Raw genomic sequence first — 20,972 nt, forward strand, 5'->3', positions numbered from 1 at the left:
AATCCAGATTTCTCGTTATGCTCGAAATGACAAAAGATTAAAGAATAAATGAAGATTGTAATAATCGATTACGGAGCAGGAAACATCCAAAGTATCATGTTTGCCATAAAACGCTTGGGATATGAAGCGGTTTTAAGCCATGATGCGGAAGAGATACGCAATGCGGACAAGGTGATTTTTCCTGGAGTCGGGGAGGCCAGTTCAGCCATGGCAAAGTTAAGGGCTACTGGATTGGACAAGGTAATCCCAACGCTGAAACAGCCCGTTTTGGGTATCTGCTTGGGTATGCAGTTGATGTGCCATTCATCCGAAGAGGGGGAAACCGAAGGTCTCGGCATTTTTGATTTGGATGTGGTGAAATTTTCCAACAACGTAAAAGTACCCCAAATTGGTTGGAACCAGATTTCAAATCTAAAAAGTAAATTGTTCACCAATATTCCCGAGAAATCCTATATCTATTTGGTGCATAGTTTTTACGCCCCGACCGGAGAGAAAACCATTGCTACCTCAGAATATGATGTGGAATACAGTGCAGCGCTGCAGAAGGATAATTTTTATGGGGTTCAGTTTCACCCAGAAAAGAGTAGTGAGGTGGGGAGTGAGATTCTCCAAAATTTTCTAAAAATATAAGTATGAGAATTATTCCAGCCATAGATATTATCGACGGGAAGTGCGTCCGTCTTTCCAAAGGTGATTACAGCACCAAAAAAATCTACAATGAAAATCCGTTGGAAGTCGCCAAGGAATTTGAGGCCCATGGAATCCAATATTTACATCTGGTGGATTTGGATGGCGCTAAGTCCCAACACATTGTCAACTACAAAGTATTGGAAACCATTGCTTTAAAAACCAATTTGCAAATTGATTTTGGGGGTGGGCTAAAATCTGGAGATGATTTACACGTCGCTTTTGAAAGCGGGGCACATCAAATCACAGGTGGAAGCATTGCAGTAAAGGATAGGGATACCTTTTTGAGCTGGTTGTCGACCTACGGAGCCAGAAAAATTATTCTGGGAGCCGATGCGAACCATGGAAAAGTTGCTGTATCGGGCTGGCAGGAAGAATCGGACCTGGAGCTGATTCCTTTTGTACAAGAGTACCAATCCGAAGGAATTGAATATGTAATCTGTACCGATATCAGCAAAGATGGCATGTTGCAAGGTCCTGCTTTTGACTTGTATCAAAAAATGCTGTCCGAAACCAAAAAAGGATTAAATTTAATAGCCAGTGGTGGCATCTCCACCTTTGACGAACTCCCCAAACTTGCCGATATTGGTTGTGAAGGCACAATCATTGGCAAAGCCATTTATGAAGGCAAGATCAGTTTAAAGCAATTGGAACATTATATTCTTGAAAATGGATAAGGAAAAAGAACTCCAGGAAGAATTGGTTTGGAATGCGGGTTATCGAATGAACGAGAGCCTTCGCATGATCAAAATTTGTTTGGAACAACTGTCGGAAGAGCAGGTTTGGGAAAAACCGAACGAATCGAGCAACAGTATTGCCAATCTCATCCTTCATTTGTGTGGAAACATTACCCAATATGGGATAGCGTCCATTCAAAATTTGGAAGATGAGCGCAAGCGGGATGAGGAATTTTCAACGGAATCGGGCTACACAAAAGCGGAATTGTTGAAAAAATTGGAAGATACGTTGTCCGATGCCAAAAGGGCGTTTTATGATGCTCCCATCAATGAATTATTGCGCAAACGCAATGTTCAGGGCTTTAACTTTTCCGGGGTGGGGAACATCATCCATGTCACGGAACATTTATCCTATCACACTGGGCAAATAGCGCTTTGGACAAAGATTTTAAAGAATAAGGATTTGGCATTTTATGGAGGTGTCAATCTAAATGCCAAGAATGAATAATAGTATTCTCTAAATGCTCACCAAAAGAATTATACCCTGTCTGGATATTAAAAACGGACGAACTGTAAAAGGAATCAACTTTGTGGACCTACGCGATGCGGGCGATCCTGTGGAACTGGCGTCCATTTATGCCCAAGAAGGTGCCGACGAGTTGGTTTTTTTAGATATTTCGGCCACCGAAGAGAAAAGAAAGACCCTTGCCGAACTAGTCTATCATGTAGCAGAGACCATCAATATACCTTTTACCGTGGGTGGTGGGATTTCGTCCATAGAGGATGTAGACATACTTTTGAAAAACGGTGCCGATAAGGTTTCCATCAACTCATCAGCGGTAAAACGGCCCGAATTGATCAATGAATTGGTCGCCAAATTTGGTTCTCAATGTATCGTTGTTGCCATTGATGCCAAACAAATAAACGGACGATGGAAAGTACATTTGGTAGGGGGGAAGGTTCCCACGGAATTGGACCTTTTTGAATGGGCAAAGGAAGTAGAAAAGCGTGGTGCAGGTGAAATTTTGTTCACTTCCATGGACCACGACGGTACCAAAAATGGCTTCGCCAATCAAGCATTGGCCAAATTGTCCGAATTGGTTAATATTCCGGTGATCGCTTCAGGTGGGGCAGGAACCATTTCACACTTTACGGACACTTTCAAAGATGGAAAAGCTGATGCTGCTTTGGCTGCCAGTGTTTTTCATTTTAAGGAAATCGAAATCAATACGCTCAAACAAGAATTAAAGGAGGAAGGAATTCCGGTAAGGATATAAATTAGGTTTGTCATATCTCGACTGCTCCTTCGACTGCGCTCAGGATGACATCTCGATATGACAAGTACAATACATACAAAATGCAAATAGACTTCAATAAAAATTCAGACGGACTTGTGCCGGCCATTGTTCAAGATGCAACAACCAAAAATGTTTTGATGCTCGGCTACATGAACCAAGAAGCGTTTGAAAAAACCCAAGAAACACAGAAAGTCACATTTTTTAGCCGTTCCAAACAGCGATTATGGACCAAAGGCGAGGAAAGCGGGAACTTTTTGAACCTAGTGGATATGCAAGTGGATTGCGATAACGATACGCTTTTGGTCAAGGTAAATCCAGTTGGTCCTACCTGCCATAAAGGAACCGATACCTGCTGGGCCGAGGAAAATGTTCAAGGCTATGGTTTTTTATCCACCTTGGAAGCTGTTATCGAATCAAGGAAAAATGACCAAGAGAATCCCGATAGCTATGTCGCGTCCTTGTTCCGAAAAGGCATTAATAAAATCGCCCAAAAAGTGGGGGAGGAAGCTGTGGAGACCGTAATAGAGGCCAAAGACGACAACGAGGAGCTATTCTTAAATGAGAGTGCCGATTTGTTGTTTCACTACCTCATTCTTTTGCAGGCGAAGGGCTATTCGCTCAACGATATTGCCCAAGTCCTCGAAAAACGGCATTAAACAAATCCGTTAAGTTTTTTCTAAACGTTTAGCCTTTACAGCGAAATACCGTAAATTTATGTGATGGCTATGAACACAAGAAAAGGGTTCCGTTTTACCAAATACGAGGCTCCGGACCAAACTCCGTTCGAAAAACTATTTGAGATTTTCCAAGAACTCGTCACCCATACTTCGGGCGATGTGGAGGAGGCTTTGGACTGGCTGCGCGAACTCGACAAGGAATACGAGCTTACCGACGACGATTATACCATCGACGATTTTATAGAAGATTTGAAGTCCAAAGGGTATATCCGTGAAGAATTCGATATGGATAATCCCCAAGGCGGCGAAGGTGAAGAAGGTGAGGAAAACGGTGGTCGAGGTGGTAATCTTTCCATTACCGCCAAGCTGGAACGAATGCTGCGTCAACGGGCCTTGGACCAAATCTTTGGAAAAATCAAACGAAGTGGTTCTGGAAACCATAAAACAGGAAAATCTGGTAAAGGCGATGAGCATACAGGTGAGTTGCGGGAATATCGATTTGGGGATTCGCTGGAACATATTAGCATGACGGAAAGCCTTAAAAACGCCCAGGTCAATCACGGATTGGATAATTTTTCCTTGAGCGAGGAGGATTTGGTGGTAGAAGATACACAGCATAAGGCCCAGATGAGTACCGTGTTGATGATCGATATCAGCCATAGTATGATTCTGTATGGCGAGGACCGCATTACCCCCGCCAAAAAGGTGGCGATGGCTCTGGCAGAACTGATTACAACTCGTTATCCAAAGGATACCTTAGATATTTTGGTGTTCGGAAATGATGCATGGCCCATCCCCATCAAAGATTTGCCGTATTTGAGGGTGGGACCTTACCATACCAATACGGTTGCCGGTTTGCAGCTAGCCATGGATATGCTCCGTAGAAAACGGAACACCAATAAGCAAATATTTATGATTACGGATGGAAAGCCGTCGTGCTTGCGTCTTCCCAATGGCGACTACTATAAAAATAGCGTTGGATTGGACGAATACATTGTTGAAAAATGCTATGCCATGGCACAACAGGCCCGAAAACTCCATATTCCCATAACTACCTTTATGATTGCAGAAGACCCTTATTTGATGCAGTTTGTTCGGGAATTTACCAAAGCCAACAAGGGAAAGGCCTTTTACACGGGACTTAAAGGTTTGGGCGAAATGATTTTTGAAGATTACGAACAGAATAGAAAAAGAAGAATAAAAGGATAAAACAATATATGAACTTGGACCATACCAAAATCAATACGCTTGGCGAACTAAAAGCGGCGGGTTATACCAGCAAAAGTATCAAGGATGAACTTCGGGAGAACCTTTTGGAAAAGATAGCCAAAAAGGAACAAGTCTTCGAAGGGGTTTGGGGATATGAGAATTCCGTAATCCCAGAATTGGAAAGAGCGATTTTATCCCGTCACAATATCAACTTATTGGGACTAAGAGGGCAGGCCAAAACACGCTTGGCCCGCTTGATGGTGCAACTTTTGGATGAATGGATGCCCATTGTGAAGGGTTCCGAAATCCATGACGACCCCTTGGCGCCCATTTCCCGATTTGCGACCGAGTTGGTAAAGGAAAAAGGGGATGAAACGCCAATCAGTTGGGTGCACCGCAGTGAGCGCTTCTATGAAAAATTGGCCACTCCCGACGTAACCGTAGCGGATTTGATTGGTGATGTGGACCCCATTAAAGCGGCCAATCTAAAATTATCTTACGCCGATGACAGGGTGATTCACTTTGGAATGATACCGAGGGCCAACCGTTGTATTTTTGTCATCAACGAACTCCCTGACCTTCAAGCAAGGATTCAAGTAGCGTTGTTCAATATCCTGCAGGAAGGAGACATACAGATTAGAGGCTTCAAGCTTAGGTTGCATTTGGATATTCAATTTGTGTTTACGGCCAACCCCGAAGATTACACCAACAGGGGCAGTATTGTCACCCCATTGAAAGACAGGATTGGTTCCCAAATATTGACGCATTATCCTGAAAATATTGAGGTAGCAAAAAAAATCACTAAGCAGGAAGCGAAACTAGATAAGCGTCAGTCTGATTTTGTGTATGTTCCCGAAATCGCCATGGATTTGCTGGAACAAATCAGTTTTGAAGCTAGAAAAAGTGAGTACGTAGATGCTAAAAGTGGCGTAAGTGCACGTATGAGCATCACCGCTTTTGAAAATTTATTGAGTACTGCCGAACGCAGGGCCATTATGGCTGGAGACCAAAAGACCACACTGCGTTTGAGCGATTTTATGGGTATAGTGCCCTCAATTACTGGAAAAATAGAATTGGTGTATGAAGGAGAGCAGGAGGGAGCAGGCTCAGTGGCCGAAAACCTGATTGAAGATGCGATAAAATCCTTGTTTCCCAATTACTTCCCGAAAATCGACAAGCTTCAGCGCAAAGAAGAAGAAAATGAATATGATGAATTGGTAAGCTGGTTCTTTGATGGCGAAGGTTTCGATTTATTGGATGATGAAAAAGATGACGATTATAAATCAAAATTGGACTCCATCGGCCCATTAAACCAACTGATAAAGGAGTATCAGCCCGATGCCTCAAGAGAGGATGTATATTTTTTGAAAGAGTTACTGCTTTGGGGCTTGGTGGCCTATAAAAAATTGAGCAAACACCGCTTTCAGCAAGGCTATCAGTTTAAAGATCTTTATGGAAGCTATATCCGAGGCCTGTAAGCTATTGCCAAATGTTTAGGTTGTCGTTGTAGTTCTCAAAATTATAGACACCCACGAATCGTTTCCTTAACCAAAAGGTGTAAAGCGTCAGAATCGGTAAAATACTGTAGAGTACCACGGAGAGAGTCGCGATGGGCTTAAAAGTAGTTGGGATTACGTGTTGTCCGTAGAATTCTATCGAATTTAAAACAGCTACGCTATCATATATTTTAAAAAGGTATACGATCATTATGGCGTAGAGCACATATTCGATATTACGCATCTTTGGGTCGGGAAGTTCATCTTCGGTAATTTTAAACCAAACCACGTAGAGGTACAGAAAATGAACGGAGGCCAATAGTGGGAATATGTAGTTGTCCGGCTTTAAAAAATAAAATTGATTGGTGTACACTCCATAAAAGCTCAACACTATAAGGCTTGCCAAAACGGCTACACTGGCCAAGATATTCCTTTTCCAAGTGATGATTTTTGATATTGTATGCATCTTTAACTTCGATTTGGGACTATTGATAAGTTAAAGAACGGGGTTTTTGGAGTACTATTTCAAAGAAATCGATGACCCGCAAACCAATGTTGGATAATGCGAAAAATCCGTCATGAAACGCACAAAAATGGATATAAAAACATCCTGAAGAAATCAGTCAAACAAGTCTGATGACAGATACCGGTCCCCGCGGTCACAAACAATGGAAACGATGGTGCCACTTTCCAAAGCGTTTGCCAATCGCAAAGCGACAGTAGCGGCTCCTCCGCTGCTCATTCCGGAAAATATGCCTTCCTCTCGCGCCAAACGCTTGGCCATTTCAATAGCTTCCTGTTCACTGACTTCCATTACAGTATCCACTTTTTCAGGATTGAAGATTTTTGGCAGGTATGCTTCGGGCCATTTTCGTATGCCCGGAATCTTAGCATCGTCCGTGGGTTGTACGCCCACAATTTGTATGTCCGGATTCTGTTCCTTCAGATAAGTAGAAGTGCCCATAATGGTCCCCGTAGTTCCCATACTGGAAACAAAATGGGTGACTTGACCATCGGTATCCTTCCAAATTTCAGGTCCCGTTGTTTTGTAGTGCGCTTTCCAATTATCGTTGTTCGAGAATTGATTGAGCATCTTAAAGCCATCTTCCTTTACCTTGGTTTCGGCATAATCGCGGGCACCTTCAATACCCACATCGGCAGAAGTCAAGGTCACCTTTGCGCCATAGGCACGCATGGTCTGAACACGTTCTTTTGTAGAGTTTTCGGGCATCACCAATTCAATGTCAAGGCCAAAAAGGCTAGCTATCATGGCCAAAGCAATACCGGTGTTGCCGCTAGTGGCCTCAATCAATTTGGTCTCTTTGGTAAAATCACCGCGCTCCAGACCACTTTTGATCATGTTGTAGGCAGGACGGTCTTTAACGCTTCCACCAGGATTGTTTCCCTCAAGTTTAAAAAAAAGTCTTACGTTAGGATTGGTATTCAATACTTTGGATTCCACCATGGGGGTGTTTCCGATAAGGTCTAGTATGCTGTTAGACATTTGGGGTTGTCTTTATTTTGATTTCTGGTTTGTGATAAACAGTTGAGTTGGGCGGCACGGAGGAAGTGATCCATGCATTACCACCAATGACGGAATTGGCCCCCACTACGGTTTCACCGCCTAAAATGGTAGCATTGGCATATATGGTCACATTGTTTTCAATGGTCGGGTGCCGTTTTGTTTTTTCCAAATTCTTCGCCACATACAAGGCACCCAAGGTCACCCCTTGGTAAATTTTAACGTTGTCGTGGATTACGGCAGTTTCCCCGATGACCACACCTGTGGCATGATCGATAAAAAAGGATTTACCAATGGTAGCTCCAGGGTTGATGTCGACCCCGGTTTGTCTATGCGCATATTCCGTCATCATTCGTGGAATCAAAGGAACACCCTCCGCATAAAGCTCGTGCGCCAAGCGATAGATGGCGATGGCATAAAAACCTGGGTAGGCCATGTAGATTTCTTGGATAGAAAGGGAAGCTGGGTCACAATTTAAGATGGCCTCGGCATCCAAAATTAGGTTTTCCAGAATCTTTGGTAAATGTTCCACATATTCGTTCCAGAGTTCCTCACTGGGCTTTTCCAAGTCCCAGCAGGCCATGTCCATCAGCCTATTGAACTTTTTTTCCAATAATTCCAAGTTGACCGCTACGGGGGTATTGGCGTCAAATAAGGTGTGAAAAAGCGTATCCGTGAAATCCTCGGTCTCTTGTTTCAAACGAAAATCCAAGTAAGGCAGCTTTTTGTGCCTAATGAGTTCGGCTATAATTCTCTCCTTGTCCATACTGCGGTTTATAGTCTAAAATTAGACAAAACCTTACCAAACCATGGTATAAAAGGCTAACTTTAGAGTAAAAATAACATATTACCGATATATGGCATCCAATGTAACCATCTCTAAGGAAGTTTTTGATTTTTTGACCGAATTGGAGAAAAATAATGACCGGGATTGGTTTGAAGCAAACAAGAAAACCTTCAAAAAACGGCAATCGGAGGTCAAAAATTTTCTGGAAGCGGCCAAACTTAATTTGAGCCATCATGATGAGATTGAAAAAATGAAGTTGTTCCGGATTTACAGGGATGTACGTTTTTCCAAGGATAAAAGTCCGTATAAAGCCCATTTTGCTGGTTTCTTTTCCCGGTTGGGCGCACATTTACGAGGAGGATACTACATTCATCTAAAGCCTGGTCAATCCTTTTTGGGAGTTGGGTTTTGGGCTCCGGAGAAGGAAGACCTTTTTCGTATACGCAAAGAATTGGAGATGGACGCGGATGAATTTCGCAAGGTTATCAACCAGCCCGAATTAAAATCGATTTGGGGCGAGCTACAGGGCGACGAAGTGAAAACGGCTCCCAAGGGATTTGACAAGGAACATCCCGATATTGACCTTATCCGAAAAAAGCAATTCGTTTTTATGCGGAATTTCAAGGATTCGGAAGTGTTGTCGTCCACTTTTTTGGATGAAGTGGACAGGTCATACAAGGCCATTCGCCCTTATTTTGATCTAATGAGCGAAATTCTCACCACTAATTTAAACGGCGAGTCAATTCTGGAATAACGTTTCTTCCTCTAAAAGCTGTATTTGATCCTTGAGACGCTCCACCACCATGTTCATCATACGCTTGTTTAATGCAGAGGAATTGGTGATGTAATCGCGATATTCTTCCACCGTAAACTGGCCAATAACCATTCCCTTTAGGGAATTTCGGAACTTGATGTCCTTTTGGATGGCCCGCTCAATATACTGGAACTTTTTCTCCAAGGAAAGTTCGTAGAAAACACCTTTATGCTTGTTCGCATAATTTTTGAAGGCCTCTATCAACAAATAATTTTGGAGTTTGAGCACCGGGCGAAGAGTCTTGTTCTGAAAATGCTCGTCAAAACCCATTTGGCTGTTAAAATGTGTGGATGAAATGGTGGGACGAATGTCCAATCGGCGGTCGGATGCTGAATCCATTGCTGTGATTTTTAATAAAATTACAGAATCAACCACCGCACACTTTTAAATAGGGCAATAGTTGTCAACGATGTTATGAACAAATTGCAGTTTGTGTCCATTTGGACTTCAAAACAACTTCGAAATCCAATAAATGGCTAGACAAAGTATGCACACTGTAAATTCAATCAGCACTAAATACCTGAAGAGTTTGACGATTTTAATGGGTCTATTGAAAGGTGTCATGTCTTAAAAATACTAAAAAAGAAACAATCTTGGTCCTGTCTGCCAGAAAGCAAAATGCTATTTTTATATTCTATTCGCAACTAGAACGCATATGAAATTCGGAAAAGTAGACCATCCTGAAAACGTTGATTTTACCATTCCCCCTGATCATCCCGATACCCAAGTTGTTTTGTCCAAAACCAAGACTGGCGCTAAAACCAAGGTATATGTGGGCTGTGCCAAGTGGAACAGGCAAGATCTGAAGAATTTTTACCCGAGGGGCACAAAAGATGAACTGGAATACTATTCGACCCAATTCAACAGTATTGAACTGAATGCGACCTTTTACCGCATCTTTCCTGCGGATACTTATGAAAAATGGCGCGACAAAACCCCGGAGGACTTCAAATTCTTCCCAAAAATGACCAATGAGGTCAGCCATTTGCGCCGTATGAACGATAAGGCGCTCGAGGCGGTGGACCGGTATTTGGCCGTAACCCCTTTGCTTGGGGACAAACTCGGCACCATCTTTTTACAAATGCACAACAACTTTGGTCCCAAAAACTGGGATAGGGTAGTGCGGTTTGTGGAATATTGGCCCAAGGAATTTCCGCTGGCCATGGAATTTCGACACACCGATTGGTTCAATGATGAAAAAGTGGCACAGGAACTTTTCCATTTATTGGAAGAAAACAACATCACCAATGTTTTGGTGGATACCGCAGGCAGACGAGACCTTATGCATATGCGATTGACCACTAACGAGGCCTTTATTCGTTATGTAGGAGCCAACCATCCTTCGGATTATCCCCGTTTGGATGACTGGATAGATCGATTGTCTTCGTGGATAGCCATGGGGCTTGAACACATTCACTTTTTTGTGCATCAGAACATGGAGGTAGAATCACCCCTCTTATCGGCTTATTTTATAAAACAACTAAACTCCAAATTGGGTTTTGACCTACATATTCCCAAAACTACGCTGCCGCCGCAGAATGGGCTGTTCGATTAAAAATCGCCGAATTCATCAAGTCAAAAATCCCAAACGGCAAAAATTACACACTCAACAGTTGTTCCCACCCAAAAGTTTCAAATTCACAATTCACATGAATTTAAAGGGTTGGCCAGCATATTCTTATAGGTATTGGACTAACTTTGCAATGGAATTCAAAATATTTCAACTATGCGATTTCATACAAGAAAATGGGTTAAACCAGAAGATTTGAACGCCAATGGAACGCTTTTCGGGGGCAAGGTGCTGGCCTGGATAGACGAAGAGGCGGTATTGTACAGCATCATTCAGTTGGAGAACAAAAAAATCGTGACCAAGTACATGTCCGAGATCAATTTTATGAGTACCGCCCACGAGGGAGACATTATTGAAATCGGGATTGAAGTCATAAAATTCGGGGTCACCTCAATTTCGCTCAATTGTGAAGTACGAAACAAGATGACCCACGAAAGTATTGTTACGGTTGACAATATCATTATGGTCAATCTAGATGAAAACGGCAACCCTAAGCCACACGGCAAAACAAAAATCGAATACGTAAAGGACCGATTGGCGAAAAAAGAAAAAGAAGAGGATAAAGCCGCTTCCTAATCCATGGTTTGGGCCACGGCCTGAACTTCGTCCAAGACGCGCAAAAGGTTACCGCCCCATAATTTAGCGATTTCTTCCTCGGTATACCCTCTTTTGACCAGTTCCAAGGTAACATTGAAGGTTTCCGAGGCATCGGACCAGCCTTCGATACCGCCACCTCCATCAAAATCGGAACTGATACCTACGTGGTTAATACCGATCAACTTTACCATATAGTCAATGTGGTCCACAAAGTCGGCAACATTAACAGCTGGTGGGGCAGAAGCATCTGTTTCGGCCCATTCCTCGCCAATGTTCATCACTTTTCGATAGTTTGCGAAAAACTCCTCCCGTTGCGCATCGGTCAGTGTAGCAAATTGAGAGCGCTCGTACCAAGCAACTCCTAAGGAATCCGCTACTTTTTTATACACTTCGGTCATGTAGGCAGATCGCGCTTCGTGCTTTTCGGTGTTCAAATAGGAGCTAAAGGCCACTGTTTGCACTACACCACCATTTTCTTTCATCAACATCAGTTGTTCGTCGTCCAAGTTTCGGCTGTGGTCGCAAAGTGCCCTAGCAGAAGAATGCGAGGCAATAATGGGAGCCTTAGACAGCGCTATCATTTGTTTCATCGCTTCTTTGGATGGATGGGACACATCGATCATGATTCCTACACGGTTCATTTCTGCTACCGCCTTCTTGCCCAATTCGCTTAGGCCGTTATGCAACCAAACGCTATCTCTTTCCCCTGTGTTCGAATCACTGAATTGGCTGTGACCGTTATGGGAAAGCGACATGTAAAGTGCTCCTCTTTTTTGGTATTCCTCTATTTTGGATAGATCTTCACCGATGGGATAAGCATTTTCAACTCCGATCATGGCCACTTTTTTGCCAGATGCGGCAACACGTCTTACGTCGTCCGAAGTTAACGCCAATTCTATCTGGTCCGGTGCTATCTCTTCACAGAGTCGGTGAATGGCATCGAACTTGGCCATGGCATTTTCGGATGCCTTGGCATATCCTTCGGTGGTCAACGTATCCTGACCTGTATACACGATCAAAAAGACGGCATCCAGTCCACCTTCTTTCATTTTGGGAAGGTTGACTTGGGTTTCCAGTCGTTGGGTGTAGTTAATGCTGTCCGTAAAGTTTTGCACGTTGATATCGTCGTGCGTATCGATAGTGATCACGGAATCATGAATCCGTTGTGCTTTTTCTTCCAAGCTTTCTGTTTTTTCAGGTTTTTTCTCCGCACAGGAGACAAGTAAGGCAAGGATCAATAGTAAACTTAAATATTTCATGGTTGGTTTTTTTTACACATACAAATAACGCAATTTGACAACAAAATCCGAATGCTACGGAACAATAAATTGTAATCCCTTGGTATTATCCACACTTTTAAGTGTAATAATAACCATTAGCACAAGACATTGGGAACACGAGAACTATTGAGGTATCTGGAAAAGTTGGAAATCGGATTGAGCTCATTCTCCTACGAAGAGTTGGGCGTGGTAGAGGCCGGAAAGCTTAAAAAGTCCTTTGAGGTATTTAAAATGGGGCTGGAAAATAAAGTTTTTGGGGCCTCAGAAATGAAACAGCTCGAAAACATCTACGAAAAAGTGGGTATCCAAAGCTTGGACAAAAGGGAGTTTAACGAGGTGAATCCGGACAAATTGATTTCCCTTGTTGGCGCACTTGAAGCCACAACACTGTCCCCAGAGCAACAGGAACTTGTGAATGAACTTAAAAAACTGGCCCAACATCCGAAGAAAAACACACAGAATCAACATAAAAATGTAGACGGTATGTCCACCGATTTTGAATTTATAGAAAAAAGCTTGCAAGCTGGTTTCTCTTCCCAAAAAATTGACCTTCAGCCTGTTTTGGAAGACTGCATGGGCCAAATGGAGCTTTTGGAAGAATTGGTTCGCATGTTCCAACAGCATGTTTTTGAGTTTATAGGAAGTGCCAAGGTCAATCTAATCAACAAAAACTTTGTGGAACTGGAGCTTTCCTGTCAAAAAATAATGCCATCCCTGCGCATGATGAAAACTTTTGGGCTGCTGGAAGTTGCTCAGCAGATTTCAAGACTGTGTAAAACGGATAGGGATGAAAGACATTTGAATTTTTTATACGACCAGTTTCTGCAGGAATATCCCAAGATTCAAGAGCAGATAGATTTTGAAATGGAGATATTCAGAACCTTGTAAAAAAGTGAAGATGGCGACCCATGAGCTTCCCAAATACTTGCAAAGTGTTTTTTACCCTTTGTTTCAGCATACTACGGACCTGGAGTGCCAATTGTTGCTGTTGGATGAAATGTTGGAAGTAGGGGACCATAAGGAAATACCCTTTTTGAAGGAACTGGAGTCGCATGACAATCCCAAAATTAGCAGCAAGGCCTTTCAAATTAAGAATGAACTGCAGGAAAAATTGGGATTGATGACAGAAACCGAACGAAGAAGATTGCCCATGAACCTTTGCTTTATTTACGACGAGTTCAACATTCGTCCCAGTAAAGTGGACAAGGAGTTGGATTTTGAGATAGCATTGGACATTTTGAACATGAAATAAAAAAGGATTTCACCACCCGAAGCAGGTGTTTCACCACAATTTGAGGAAAGCACATAATCTTTGAAATGAAATCACGTTATACAAAGACCCAAACTTAAATTGAGATAACGATGTTGTACGACACCTACGGTGAGGAATACTTGGCTTTTTTGCAAGAACTCAACGAAATTTTGACAGTAAACCAACTTGCTGAACTTGATTACCTATAGTTAACAAACAAACCCAAAATTTGTTACCATGAACAACCAGAACAAAGAAAACACCGCCTACTTGAATTTTATTCAAGATTTGAAAGACTTGCTTACGGACTTTGATATCAGTCTATTGAGCAGATCCTAATTATTTAAGTGATTATCATGGAAAAGGGGATGTTGATAAAATCAGCATCCCCTTTTCTATTACATATTTTTGAGGTAACCTATCCCAAATAAGATTTTAAGATCTTGCTTTTGGAGGTATGTCGCAATTTTCTAATGGCCTTTTCCCGTATTTGTCTTACGCGTTCGCGGGTCAAATCAAACGTACTGCCGATTTCTTCCAAAGTCATAGAGGGTTGATCTCCAATACCGTAATACAGGCGAACCACATCCGCTTCCCGCGGGGAGAGGGTATCCAAGGCTCGGTTAATTTCCGTGTTTAGGGATTGATGCATAAGGCCCTTATCCGGTTTGGGCGAATCCCCAGCGTTCAATACATCATATAAATTGGAGGTTTCCCCTTCTTTTAAAGGTGCATCCATAGATACGTGCCGCCCTGTGTTCTTGAGGGATTGCTTCACTTCGGAAACGGTCATGTCCAGCTCCTTGGCAATTTCTTCTGGCGATGGTGGTCGCTCATGTGCCTGTTCCAAATAGGAAAAGGTCTTTTTTATCTTGTTGATGGAACCAATTTTGTTCAACGGCAACCGTACCACACGTGACTGTTCTGCCAAGGCCTGCAGAATGGATTGTCGGATCCACCAAACCGCGTAGGAGATAAACTTAAACCCTCGGGTTTCATCAAAGCGTTTGGCAGCTTTTACCAGACCCACGTTTCCTTCATTGATCAAATCTGGGAGTTTAAGACCCTGATTTTGATATTGTTTTGCCACGGAGACCACAAACCTGAGGTTGGCATTGGTCAACTTTTCCAAAGCAGCTTGGTCTCCGGCCCTGATCTTCTGTGCTAGCTCAACTTCTTCCTGTGCGGTGATCAAATCGATTTTGCTGATGTCCTGCAAGTATTTGTCGAGAGATTTGGATTCGCGGTTCGTGACCTGTTTGATAATTTTAAGCTGCCTCATTCTTATATCTGGTTTACTAGTGTTACAAGCTATCATTATACATTATAATCTCCATTTTTCCAAGTCGAAATTGTTATTGTTATCAAAATGTTATGAGTAAATCATCGAAAAAGTTGAATTGTGGGCCAAATGGTAATTGTTGATACTATTTTGATAGAATTAACCTCTGGGATTGGTCACAAGTACAAAAAACCCCTAATTTTGTAGGGTTTTTTATTTAAGAATCCAAAATGCCATTTTCCCTTTGGAAGTAAACAACTCAATCAAAAAGAAAACGCTTTACGGCTATCAGGAGGAAGACCTGAACAAAATCTTCGAGCAACTGGACAAGCTTCCTGCGGGCAGTAATATCTTGTACCAATTGCCCACGGGAGGAGGAAAAACCGTAGTGTTTTCGGAGATTACACGAAGGTTTATCCAACAGACCGGAAAAAAGGTGATGGTACTTACCCACCGTATCGAGCTGAGCAAGCAAACCTCCAAAATGCTCAAAGGGTTTGGCGTGGCCAACAAAGTCATCAACAGTGAAGTGAAGGAACTCTACGACCAGGATGATTATATGTGCTTTGTGGCTATGGTGGAAACCTTGAACAACCGCCTTCAGGAAGAAAAAGTAAAAATCAACAATGTAGGCCTGGTAATCATTGATGAGGCCCACTACAACTCGTTCCGAAAGCTGTTCAAATATTTCGAGAAGTCTACGATTTTAGGTGTAACGGCCACTCCGTTGAGCTCCAACATCAAACTGCCCATGAAGGACAATTACAAGCACCTGATCATTGGGGAGTCGATAAAATCATTAATTGAAAAGAACTTTTTGGCCAGGGCCAACCTGTATAATTACGATGTTAGCCTACGCACCCTTAAATTGGGCATTAATGGTGACTATACCGTAAAATCCTCGGACGAGTTTTACAGTGCACACAGCATGCTCGGGAAATTGCTCTCCGCCTATGAAGAAATTGCCAAGGGGACCAAAACGCTGATCTTCAACAACGGAATCAATACATCGCTTTATGTATACGAGACCTTTAAAAAGGCTGGGTATAATGTTCGGCACCTCGACAATAAGAACACGGCCTCCGAACGCAAGGACATTCTGGATTGGTTTGCCAAAACACCCGATGCCATTCTCACCTCGGTGAGTATATTGACCACGGGTTTTGATGAACCTACGGTGGAAACCATTATTTTGAATAGGGCTACACGATCACTCACTCTATATTTCCAAATGATTGGTAGGGGATCTAGGGTGCTTCCTGACAAAGATGAGTTCAATGTAATCGATATGGGAAATAATATTGCCCGTTTCGGACCTTGGGATGCACCTGTGGACTGGCAAGAAATCTTTCATTTCCCTGATTTTTACCTGGAAAACATCAAAAATGATGAGGAAATCGAGCGGGATTTTGTATATGAGATGCCCGAAGAACTTCGCGCCAAATTCAGCAAGTCGGAGAACATCACCTTTGATGTGAAGGAAGAGTACAAAAAGATATTTGCACAGGGCAAAAAATCAAAAATTGTACTGGAGAAGAGTATTGAACAGCACGCGAAAATCTGTGTGGAAAACAGCGAAGATGTTTTTGATGCCCGAATCTTGGCCAAGGAGCTCAAGGATGAGATTTCCTATCGAGTAAAGCAATATTCCTATTGCATTATGAACAATACCAAGAACTATAAGGAATGGCTGGAGGAAGATTATGAGCGAAAACTGCGTTCCAGCATCTCCAAAATGTTCGCGGCCAAAATGTAGATTAAGTTGGCAGAAATGTCTGCAGCTCCGTTTTTTGGATTTGAGCTTTAGCATGATAGTTGAACTTACACTTACCATTGCATTTGAAATTTGAGCTTGAACTTGATAATTGAGTTTGAATTTTAATCCCCAATAGTATACGGCCATCTTTGTATTTTTACCTCCATGTCCAAAAAACTACTTGTAATTGGTTATGTATGGCCAGAACCCTCAACAACTGCGGCAGGAAGTCGTATGCAACAATTGTTGGAGGCGTTTTTGGCGTTTGGTTATCAGATTACATTTGCCAGCACGGCAAGTAAAACCGAGTTCAGTCTGGATTTGGAAGCCATGGACATTGCAACAGTCCAAATCCAACTCAACCATTCGAGTTTTGATGATTTTATACAGCAATTGAAGCCCAATGTGGTGATGTTCGACCGTTTTATGGTAGAGGAACAATTTGGGTGGCGCGTAGCTGAACACGCACCAAGTGCGTTGCGTATACTCAATACCGAAGATTTACATGCGCTGCGCAAGAGTAGGGAAGAGGCACTTAAAAAGAACCAAGTCTTTAAGATTGAAGATTGGAAAAACCATCCAACAACGTTACGGGAAATTGCAAGTATCTATCGCTGCGATCTTACGTTGATGATTTCCAGCTACGAAATGGAAATTTTACAGCAAAAGTTGAAGGTCCCTTCGGATTTGCTGCTGTGTATTCCGTTTATGGTAGATGTTGGGAGTATATCTGCTGAAAAAAAACCTCCATTCGATGCCAGAAATGGTTTCATAAGTATCGGAAATGGCAAACACGCACCCAATGTGGATGCCCTAAAGGTCTTGAAAAGTGAAATTTGGCCCCGAATTCGCCATCAACTGCCCAATGCTGAAATCCAAATTTATGGCGCATATCTACCGCAACAGGTCAATGAAATGCACTACCCCATAACAGGGTTTTACGTTAACGGATGGGCGGAAGATGCGTTCAGGGTGCTCCAAAGTGCCAGGGTTTTGTTGGCTCCACTTCGATTTGGTGCCGGAATCAAAGGAAAGTTGTTGGATGCCATGCAAACCGGAACCCCAAGTGTAACCACCATCATAGGTGCCGAGGGCATGCATGCTGACGTGGCATGGAACGGATTTATTGCCGATGATTGGGAAGCATTTGCCCAAGCTGCCGTGAAATTGTACCAAGACCAAAAAAGCTGGGAAAGTGCCCAACACAACGGTAATGCATTGCTCCAACAGTTGTATGATAGGCAAAGCTTACAAAGTAGTTTGGAAGAACGATTGGAACCCCTGATGATGGATTTGGAAGCCCATCGCACACAAAATTTCATTGGAAAACTGTTACAGCATCAAACCATGAGTAGCACCAAGTATATGGCCAAATGGATTGAGGAGAAGAATAAGGAGAAGTAACGTAATTAGTTATGGCTAAGATTAGCTAAGTTTTCCTGAGCATTTGATATTAAAAATGTTTCAAATGATATGCGGCGTTAAAACTGCGTTAAGCATCTTGGATGACTCCTCAATAGTTTTATCTTATCAACTATGGAAAATATTTTAATCGCAGGTGCCACTGGTACAACAGGAGAAAAAGTTGTCAAATTAGTAAAACAAGCCGAAAATTATCGCCCGGTAGCCTTGGTACGTAATAATGAGCAAAAGGAGCAATGGGAATCGCAAGGGGTAGAAACTGTTATGGGAGACCTAACCAAAGATGTATCTCATACCACCAAAGGTATAGATAAAGTAGTTTTTGCTGCAGGCTCTGGAGGTAAAAACGTGGTCGATGTGGACCAAGAAGGTGCCAAAAAGCTCATCGATGCATCAAAAAAGGAACGTGTACGTAAATTTGTAATGCTCAGTTCTATGGGCGTGGACAATCCACGTGGTGAACTTAAGGAATACCTACAGGCGAAGCAAAATGCTGACCAATACTTGGACATCAGCGGTCTAACATTCACAATAGTGAGGCCAGGCGCATTGAACAACAATGAGGGAACTGGAAAAATCAAACTTTCACAAAAACTGAACGAGCGGGGTGAAATTCCAAGATGGGATGTCGCTCGTACGCTTGTGAAGAGTCTCGAAGATGATGTTGCCAAGAATAAAGTGTTCGAAATTTTAACGGGCGAAACCAAAATAGAAGAAGCTGTACATGAATTCTAAGCATTATTTCCCATATAGAAATTGGAAGGTATGCAAAGCGACTACCAAGTATATGGCCAAATGGATTGAGGAGAAGCATAAAGGTTGAACCCTTTAATGCTGCCCAAAGTACATCAATCCAGTAATTGGTCCGTAATGATCAAGGTGTATTCAAAAACATTTTCCAAAGGTTCCGATAACACCCACAATTCGTCATCAACAGGAGTTTGCTGATACCGCAATACGTAATCTCCATTTTCCGAAGCGTACAGCTTAATGGTCTCAAAGAGTAAAGACGCTGTTGGCATGACCGCTATCGTCTCATTGTTCAGGGTAGAGCCAATGATACTGGATGACTGTTTGGGTATTTGCGAAATTTGGTTGGAATCATCAATGTAGAACAAATCCACATTGGAGTTGTTTTGAATTTTGTATGATGTTTCAAATCCAGCGTTTTCGAAATCGTCCTCACATTGAAATGACGTCAAAAATGGGAAGAGCATCAATAAAAATACTTTTTTCATGGCTTTTTTATCCTAAAGATAGATTTATTCTTCCTTCTCACGTTAAGTTGATGTTACTTCTTTTTAAAATTCACTCTTACCCCACGTTGTTTAAAAAATAGGGTGTTCTCTTCGGGATCAAAGGTCATTTCGATACCTGCGGAGACAAATTCAAATTGATGCTCGTCCACAGGGTTCAAAGTAAATGCTGGCTGACCCGTAGCTCTGCCCTTGAGCACCCCATCCTCAATGAAAATACTTATGTCCAAAGGAAAATCAGGGGCGGTATAGTTGCCCACATAAACCTCCAATTGTTCGGGTGATACTTCATAAGTATTGAATTTTGGCAATTCAAAAGGCTCATTGTAGACCGTGCTCAAAACGGCAATGGCAATGTCATTGGTATTCATGTTGTTGCCATTTGAGGTAAGGGCAAAGGATACATTCCCGTCATCAAAATGACCGAATAAAGAAGAGAATTTATCAATCCCTCCCGTGTGACCATAACTGGTTCGCTCATGAAAAGGAAAGCTGAACAATCCCAATCCATAGCCGTCCGTAATCTTTTTCATGGCTTCTACATACTCCAAATCAAGCAATTTGCCTCCAAAAAGGGCATCACTAAATTTGACAATATCTGTTGGATTGGAAACTATGGCACCTGCACCAACAGGGATGGACATATCGGTTTCTGGATGTTCTTGCCATTTATCCAGGTACATGTACGATTTACATGTTGGCCTTTGTGCCAATTTTTTCACCGACATAGGTATCGGTAAGCCCTAAGGGCTTAGCAATAAACTCTTCAAGCAAATCACGATAGGGTTTTCCCATGCTTTTTTCAAGAATGTAGGTCAGCAACACAAAATTGGAATTACTGTATTGGAATTTGCTATCGGGCTCAAAATCACTTCCCGCCTTTACAATGATTTCCACCATTTCTGATGCAGATTTTGGCTGGGTCATGTAGGTAGCATAAGCAGGGTCATCCGTAAAATTGTGGATACCGCTTCGGTTGCCCAACAGTTGTTTGATGGTAATATTTTCCGATTTCGGAACCTCTGGAAAAAACTGGTCCAAGGTCTGGTCCAAAGACAGTTTCCCTGCCGATATGGCCTTAAAAACCAATACTGCTGTAAATGTTTTGGTAATGGAACCAATGCGATATCTGGAAGCCACCGTTGCTTTGGATTCGGAAGTGACGTTACAATACCCCACCGAACGTGTATAGATCAACTCACCGGCTTGGGAGACGGCAACACTGCCCATGAACTTATTGTTCTCTTCCAGGAGATCAAAATATTGGTCCATTTTAACGGTATCAAACTCTTGGGACCATAACGAAGCGGTAAAAAGGAAAAGAACGGTCACAGTCCAATGCGTTTTGAACTGTTGTTTATAAAATAAAGAAAGTGGGCTTTTCATGTCA

24 protein-coding genes are annotated in these 20,972 nt (G+C 42.4%); 15 read left to right on the forward strand and 9 right to left on the reverse strand.

The annotated features are described in order from the left end of the window. Positions 1-48: 48 nt before the first annotated feature. The 7 genes from hisH (at position 49) to GGE08_RS15375 (ending at position 6,026) form a co-directional block, all read left to right on the forward strand. Positions 49-630, forward strand: a complete 582-nt coding sequence (hisH, locus tag GGE08_RS15345) for an imidazole glycerol phosphate synthase subunit HisH (protein ID WP_179385766.1) — start codon at positions 49-51, stop codon at positions 628-630. A 2-nt stretch (positions 631-632) separates the two neighbouring features. Further along, on the forward strand, positions 633-1,364 hold the full coding sequence (hisA, locus tag GGE08_RS15350; RefSeq protein WP_179385767.1) for a 1-(5-phosphoribosyl)-5-[(5-phosphoribosylamino)methylideneamino]imidazole-4-carboxamide isomerase: 732 nt from the start codon (positions 633-635) through the stop codon (positions 1,362-1,364). Next, positions 1,357-1,872: a DinB family protein gene (locus GGE08_RS15355; protein WP_179385768.1), complete on the forward strand. Its 516-nt coding sequence runs from the start codon at positions 1,357-1,359 to the stop codon at positions 1,870-1,872. Before hisA ends, GGE08_RS15355 begins: the two co-directional genes overlap by 8 nt. A 13-nt stretch (positions 1,873-1,885) precedes the next feature. Then, positions 1,886-2,641: an imidazole glycerol phosphate synthase subunit HisF gene (hisF, locus tag GGE08_RS15360; RefSeq protein WP_179385769.1), complete on the forward strand. Its 756-nt coding sequence runs from the start codon at positions 1,886-1,888 to the stop codon at positions 2,639-2,641. An 80-nt stretch (positions 2,642-2,721) separates the two neighbouring features. Then, positions 2,722-3,318, forward strand: coding sequence for a bifunctional phosphoribosyl-AMP cyclohydrolase/phosphoribosyl-ATP diphosphatase HisIE (gene hisIE / locus GGE08_RS15365; RefSeq protein WP_179385770.1), 597 nt, complete (start codon positions 2,722-2,724; stop codon positions 3,316-3,318). A gap of 63 nt (positions 3,319-3,381) precedes the next feature. Continuing rightward, the gene (locus GGE08_RS15370) at positions 3,382-4,548 is read left to right on the forward strand and encodes a VWA domain-containing protein (RefSeq protein ID WP_179385771.1); all 1,167 of its coding nucleotides are present in this window, start codon (positions 3,382-3,384) and stop codon (positions 4,546-4,548) included. A gap of 8 nt (positions 4,549-4,556) precedes the next feature. Then, a complete protein-coding gene (locus GGE08_RS15375) occupies positions 4,557-6,026 on the forward strand; it encodes a magnesium chelatase (RefSeq protein ID WP_179385772.1) in 1,470 nt (489 codons plus the stop codon). 1 nt (position 6,027) lies between these two features. On the opposite strand, the gene GGE08_RS15380 is transcribed toward GGE08_RS15375, so the two are convergent. The 3 genes from GGE08_RS15380 to epsC form a co-directional block, all read right to left on the reverse strand. Further along, positions 6,028-6,510, reverse strand: coding sequence for a hypothetical protein (locus tag GGE08_RS15380; protein ID WP_179385773.1), 483 nt, complete (start codon positions 6,508-6,510; stop codon positions 6,028-6,030). A gap of 153 nt (positions 6,511-6,663) precedes the next feature. After that, the gene (gene cysM / locus GGE08_RS15385; RefSeq protein WP_179385774.1) at positions 6,664-7,548 is read right to left on the reverse strand and encodes a cysteine synthase CysM; all 885 of its coding nucleotides are present in this window, start codon (positions 7,546-7,548) and stop codon (positions 6,664-6,666) included. Continuing rightward, on the reverse strand, positions 7,541-8,332 hold the full coding sequence (epsC, locus tag GGE08_RS15390; protein WP_179385775.1) for a serine O-acetyltransferase EpsC: 792 nt from the start codon (positions 8,330-8,332) through the stop codon (positions 7,541-7,543). The genes cysM and epsC overlap by 8 nt, the downstream gene beginning before the upstream one ends. A gap of 91 nt (positions 8,333-8,423) precedes the next feature. Between epsC and GGE08_RS15395 the strand changes: the two genes are divergently transcribed. Continuing rightward, positions 8,424-9,107, forward strand: coding sequence for a DUF2461 domain-containing protein (locus GGE08_RS15395; protein WP_179385776.1), 684 nt, complete (start codon positions 8,424-8,426; stop codon positions 9,105-9,107). Here the strand turns inward: GGE08_RS15395 and GGE08_RS15400 are convergent. Further along, on the reverse strand, positions 9,093-9,506 hold the full coding sequence (locus GGE08_RS15400; protein ID WP_179385777.1) for a glyoxalase: 414 nt from the start codon (positions 9,504-9,506) through the stop codon (positions 9,093-9,095). The two genes, GGE08_RS15395 and GGE08_RS15400, sit on opposite strands and share 15 nt — an antisense overlap. Before the next feature lie 316 nt (positions 9,507-9,822). Between GGE08_RS15400 and GGE08_RS15405 the strand changes: the two genes are divergently transcribed. Together GGE08_RS15405 and GGE08_RS15410 are read left to right on the forward strand one after the other, a co-directional pair. Continuing rightward, positions 9,823-10,722 (forward strand): DUF72 domain-containing protein, encoded by a 900-nt coding sequence (locus GGE08_RS15405; RefSeq protein WP_179385778.1) that lies wholly within the window; start codon positions 9,823-9,825, stop codon positions 10,720-10,722. A gap of 171 nt (positions 10,723-10,893) precedes the next feature. Further along, complete coding sequence (locus GGE08_RS15410) at positions 10,894-11,313, forward strand: acyl-CoA thioesterase (RefSeq protein WP_179385779.1); 420 nt, start codon at positions 10,894-10,896, stop codon at positions 11,311-11,313. Here GGE08_RS15410 and GGE08_RS15415 read toward each other — a convergent pair. Beyond that, the gene (locus tag GGE08_RS15415; RefSeq protein WP_179385780.1) at positions 11,310-12,593 is read right to left on the reverse strand and encodes a dipeptidase; all 1,284 of its coding nucleotides are present in this window, start codon (positions 12,591-12,593) and stop codon (positions 11,310-11,312) included. The genes GGE08_RS15410 and GGE08_RS15415 overlap by 4 nt on opposite strands. Before the next feature lie 129 nt (positions 12,594-12,722). On the opposite strand from GGE08_RS15415, the gene GGE08_RS15420 reads away from it, so the two are divergent. Then, positions 12,723-13,502, forward strand: coding sequence for a hypothetical protein (locus GGE08_RS15420; RefSeq protein WP_179385781.1), 780 nt, complete (start codon positions 12,723-12,725; stop codon positions 13,500-13,502). A gap of 10 nt (positions 13,503-13,512) precedes the next feature. Next, positions 13,513-13,866: a hypothetical protein gene (locus GGE08_RS15425; protein WP_179385782.1), complete on the forward strand. Its 354-nt coding sequence runs from the start codon at positions 13,513-13,515 to the stop codon at positions 13,864-13,866. Positions 13,867-14,284: 418 nt separating this feature from the next. On the opposite strand, the gene GGE08_RS15430 is transcribed toward GGE08_RS15425, so the two are convergent. Further along, positions 14,285-15,148 carry an RNA polymerase sigma factor RpoD/SigA gene (locus GGE08_RS15430; protein ID WP_100818963.1) on the reverse strand — a complete coding sequence of 288 codons (864 nt, stop codon included), beginning with the start codon at positions 15,146-15,148 and terminating at the stop codon, positions 14,285-14,287. 244 nt (positions 15,149-15,392) lie between these two features. Here GGE08_RS15430 and GGE08_RS15435 point away from each other — a divergent pair, with 244 nt between their 5' ends. From GGE08_RS15435 to GGE08_RS15445, 3 genes are all read left to right on the forward strand, one after another. Then, positions 15,393-16,904: a DEAD/DEAH box helicase gene (locus GGE08_RS15435; RefSeq protein ID WP_179385783.1), complete on the forward strand. Its 1,512-nt coding sequence runs from the start codon at positions 15,393-15,395 to the stop codon at positions 16,902-16,904. 165 nt (positions 16,905-17,069) lie between these two features. Further along, entirely contained in the window at positions 17,070-18,308 is a 1,239-nt protein-coding gene (locus tag GGE08_RS15440) for a glycosyltransferase (protein ID WP_179385784.1), read from the forward strand. 132 nt (positions 18,309-18,440) lie between these two features. Further along, a complete protein-coding gene (locus GGE08_RS15445) occupies positions 18,441-19,061 on the forward strand; it encodes an SDR family oxidoreductase (RefSeq protein ID WP_179385785.1) in 621 nt (206 codons plus the stop codon). A 113-nt stretch (positions 19,062-19,174) separates the two neighbouring features. Here the strand turns inward: GGE08_RS15445 and GGE08_RS15450 are convergent, their stop codons facing one another. The 3 genes from GGE08_RS15450 to GGE08_RS16150 are packed head-to-tail and all read right to left on the reverse strand — an operon-like array spanning position 19,175 to position 20,968. Next, entirely contained in the window at positions 19,175-19,564 is a 390-nt protein-coding gene (locus tag GGE08_RS15450) for a hypothetical protein (RefSeq protein WP_179385786.1), read from the reverse strand. A 53-nt stretch (positions 19,565-19,617) separates the two neighbouring features. Further along, positions 19,618-20,265 carry a beta-lactamase family protein gene (locus GGE08_RS16145; protein ID WP_257024050.1) on the reverse strand — a complete coding sequence of 216 codons (648 nt, stop codon included), beginning with the start codon at positions 20,263-20,265 and terminating at the stop codon, positions 19,618-19,620. A 7-nt stretch (positions 20,266-20,272) separates the two neighbouring features. Next, positions 20,273-20,968: a serine hydrolase domain-containing protein gene (locus tag GGE08_RS16150; protein WP_257024051.1), complete on the reverse strand. Its 696-nt coding sequence runs from the start codon at positions 20,966-20,968 to the stop codon at positions 20,273-20,275. Positions 20,969-20,972 lie beyond the last annotated feature (4 nt).

It is taken from the genome of Allomuricauda sp. ARW1Y1, assembly GCF_013407935.1.
Classification (GTDB): domain Bacteria; phylum Bacteroidota; class Bacteroidia; order Flavobacteriales; family Flavobacteriaceae; genus Flagellimonas.

Coding starts and splice junctions, on each gene's coding strand:
- hisA (WP_179385767.1), top strand. CDS start 633: ATGAGAATTATTCCAGCCATAGATATTATCGACGGGAAGTGCGTCCGT.
- GGE08_RS15395 (WP_179385776.1), top strand. CDS start 8,424: ATGGCATCCAATGTAACCATCTCTAAGGAAGTTTTTGATTTTTTGACC.
- GGE08_RS15370 (WP_179385771.1), top strand. CDS start 3,382: ATGGCTATGAACACAAGAAAAGGGTTCCGTTTTACCAAATACGAGGCT.
- GGE08_RS15400 (WP_179385777.1), bottom strand. CDS start 9,506: ATGGATTCAGCATCCGACCGCCGATTGGACATTCGTCCCACCATTTCA.
- GGE08_RS15440 (WP_179385784.1), top strand. CDS start 17,070: ATGTCCAAAAAACTACTTGTAATTGGTTATGTATGGCCAGAACCCTCA.
- GGE08_RS16145 (WP_257024050.1), bottom strand. CDS start 20,265: ATGTACCTGGATAAATGGCAAGAACATCCAGAAACCGATATGTCCATC.
- GGE08_RS15430 (WP_100818963.1), bottom strand. CDS start 15,148: ATGAGGCAGCTTAAAATTATCAAACAGGTCACGAACCGCGAATCCAAA.
- hisIE (WP_179385770.1), top strand. CDS start 2,722: ATGCAAATAGACTTCAATAAAAATTCAGACGGACTTGTGCCGGCCATT.
- GGE08_RS15450 (WP_179385786.1), bottom strand. CDS start 19,564: ATGAAAAAAGTATTTTTATTGATGCTCTTCCCATTTTTGACGTCATTT.
- GGE08_RS15425 (WP_179385782.1), top strand. CDS start 13,513: ATGGCGACCCATGAGCTTCCCAAATACTTGCAAAGTGTTTTTTACCCT.
- GGE08_RS15445 (WP_179385785.1), top strand. CDS start 18,441: ATGGAAAATATTTTAATCGCAGGTGCCACTGGTACAACAGGAGAAAAA.
- GGE08_RS16150 (WP_257024051.1), bottom strand. CDS start 20,968: ATGAAAAGCCCACTTTCTTTATTTTATAAACAACAGTTCAAAACGCAT.
- cysM (WP_179385774.1), bottom strand. CDS start 7,548: ATGTCTAACAGCATACTAGACCTTATCGGAAACACCCCCATGGTGGAA.
- GGE08_RS15415 (WP_179385780.1), bottom strand. CDS start 12,593: ATGAAATATTTAAGTTTACTATTGATCCTTGCCTTACTTGTCTCCTGT.
- GGE08_RS15405 (WP_179385778.1), top strand. CDS start 9,823: ATGAAATTCGGAAAAGTAGACCATCCTGAAAACGTTGATTTTACCATT.
- GGE08_RS15380 (WP_179385773.1), bottom strand. CDS start 6,510: ATGCATACAATATCAAAAATCATCACTTGGAAAAGGAATATCTTGGCC.
- GGE08_RS15375 (WP_179385772.1), top strand. CDS start 4,557: ATGAACTTGGACCATACCAAAATCAATACGCTTGGCGAACTAAAAGCG.
- hisF (WP_179385769.1), top strand. CDS start 1,886: ATGCTCACCAAAAGAATTATACCCTGTCTGGATATTAAAAACGGACGA.
- epsC (WP_179385775.1), bottom strand. CDS start 8,332: ATGGACAAGGAGAGAATTATAGCCGAACTCATTAGGCACAAAAAGCTG.
- GGE08_RS15355 (WP_179385768.1), top strand. CDS start 1,357: ATGGATAAGGAAAAAGAACTCCAGGAAGAATTGGTTTGGAATGCGGGT.
- GGE08_RS15410 (WP_179385779.1), top strand. CDS start 10,894: ATGCGATTTCATACAAGAAAATGGGTTAAACCAGAAGATTTGAACGCC.
- hisH (WP_179385766.1), top strand. CDS start 49: ATGAAGATTGTAATAATCGATTACGGAGCAGGAAACATCCAAAGTATC.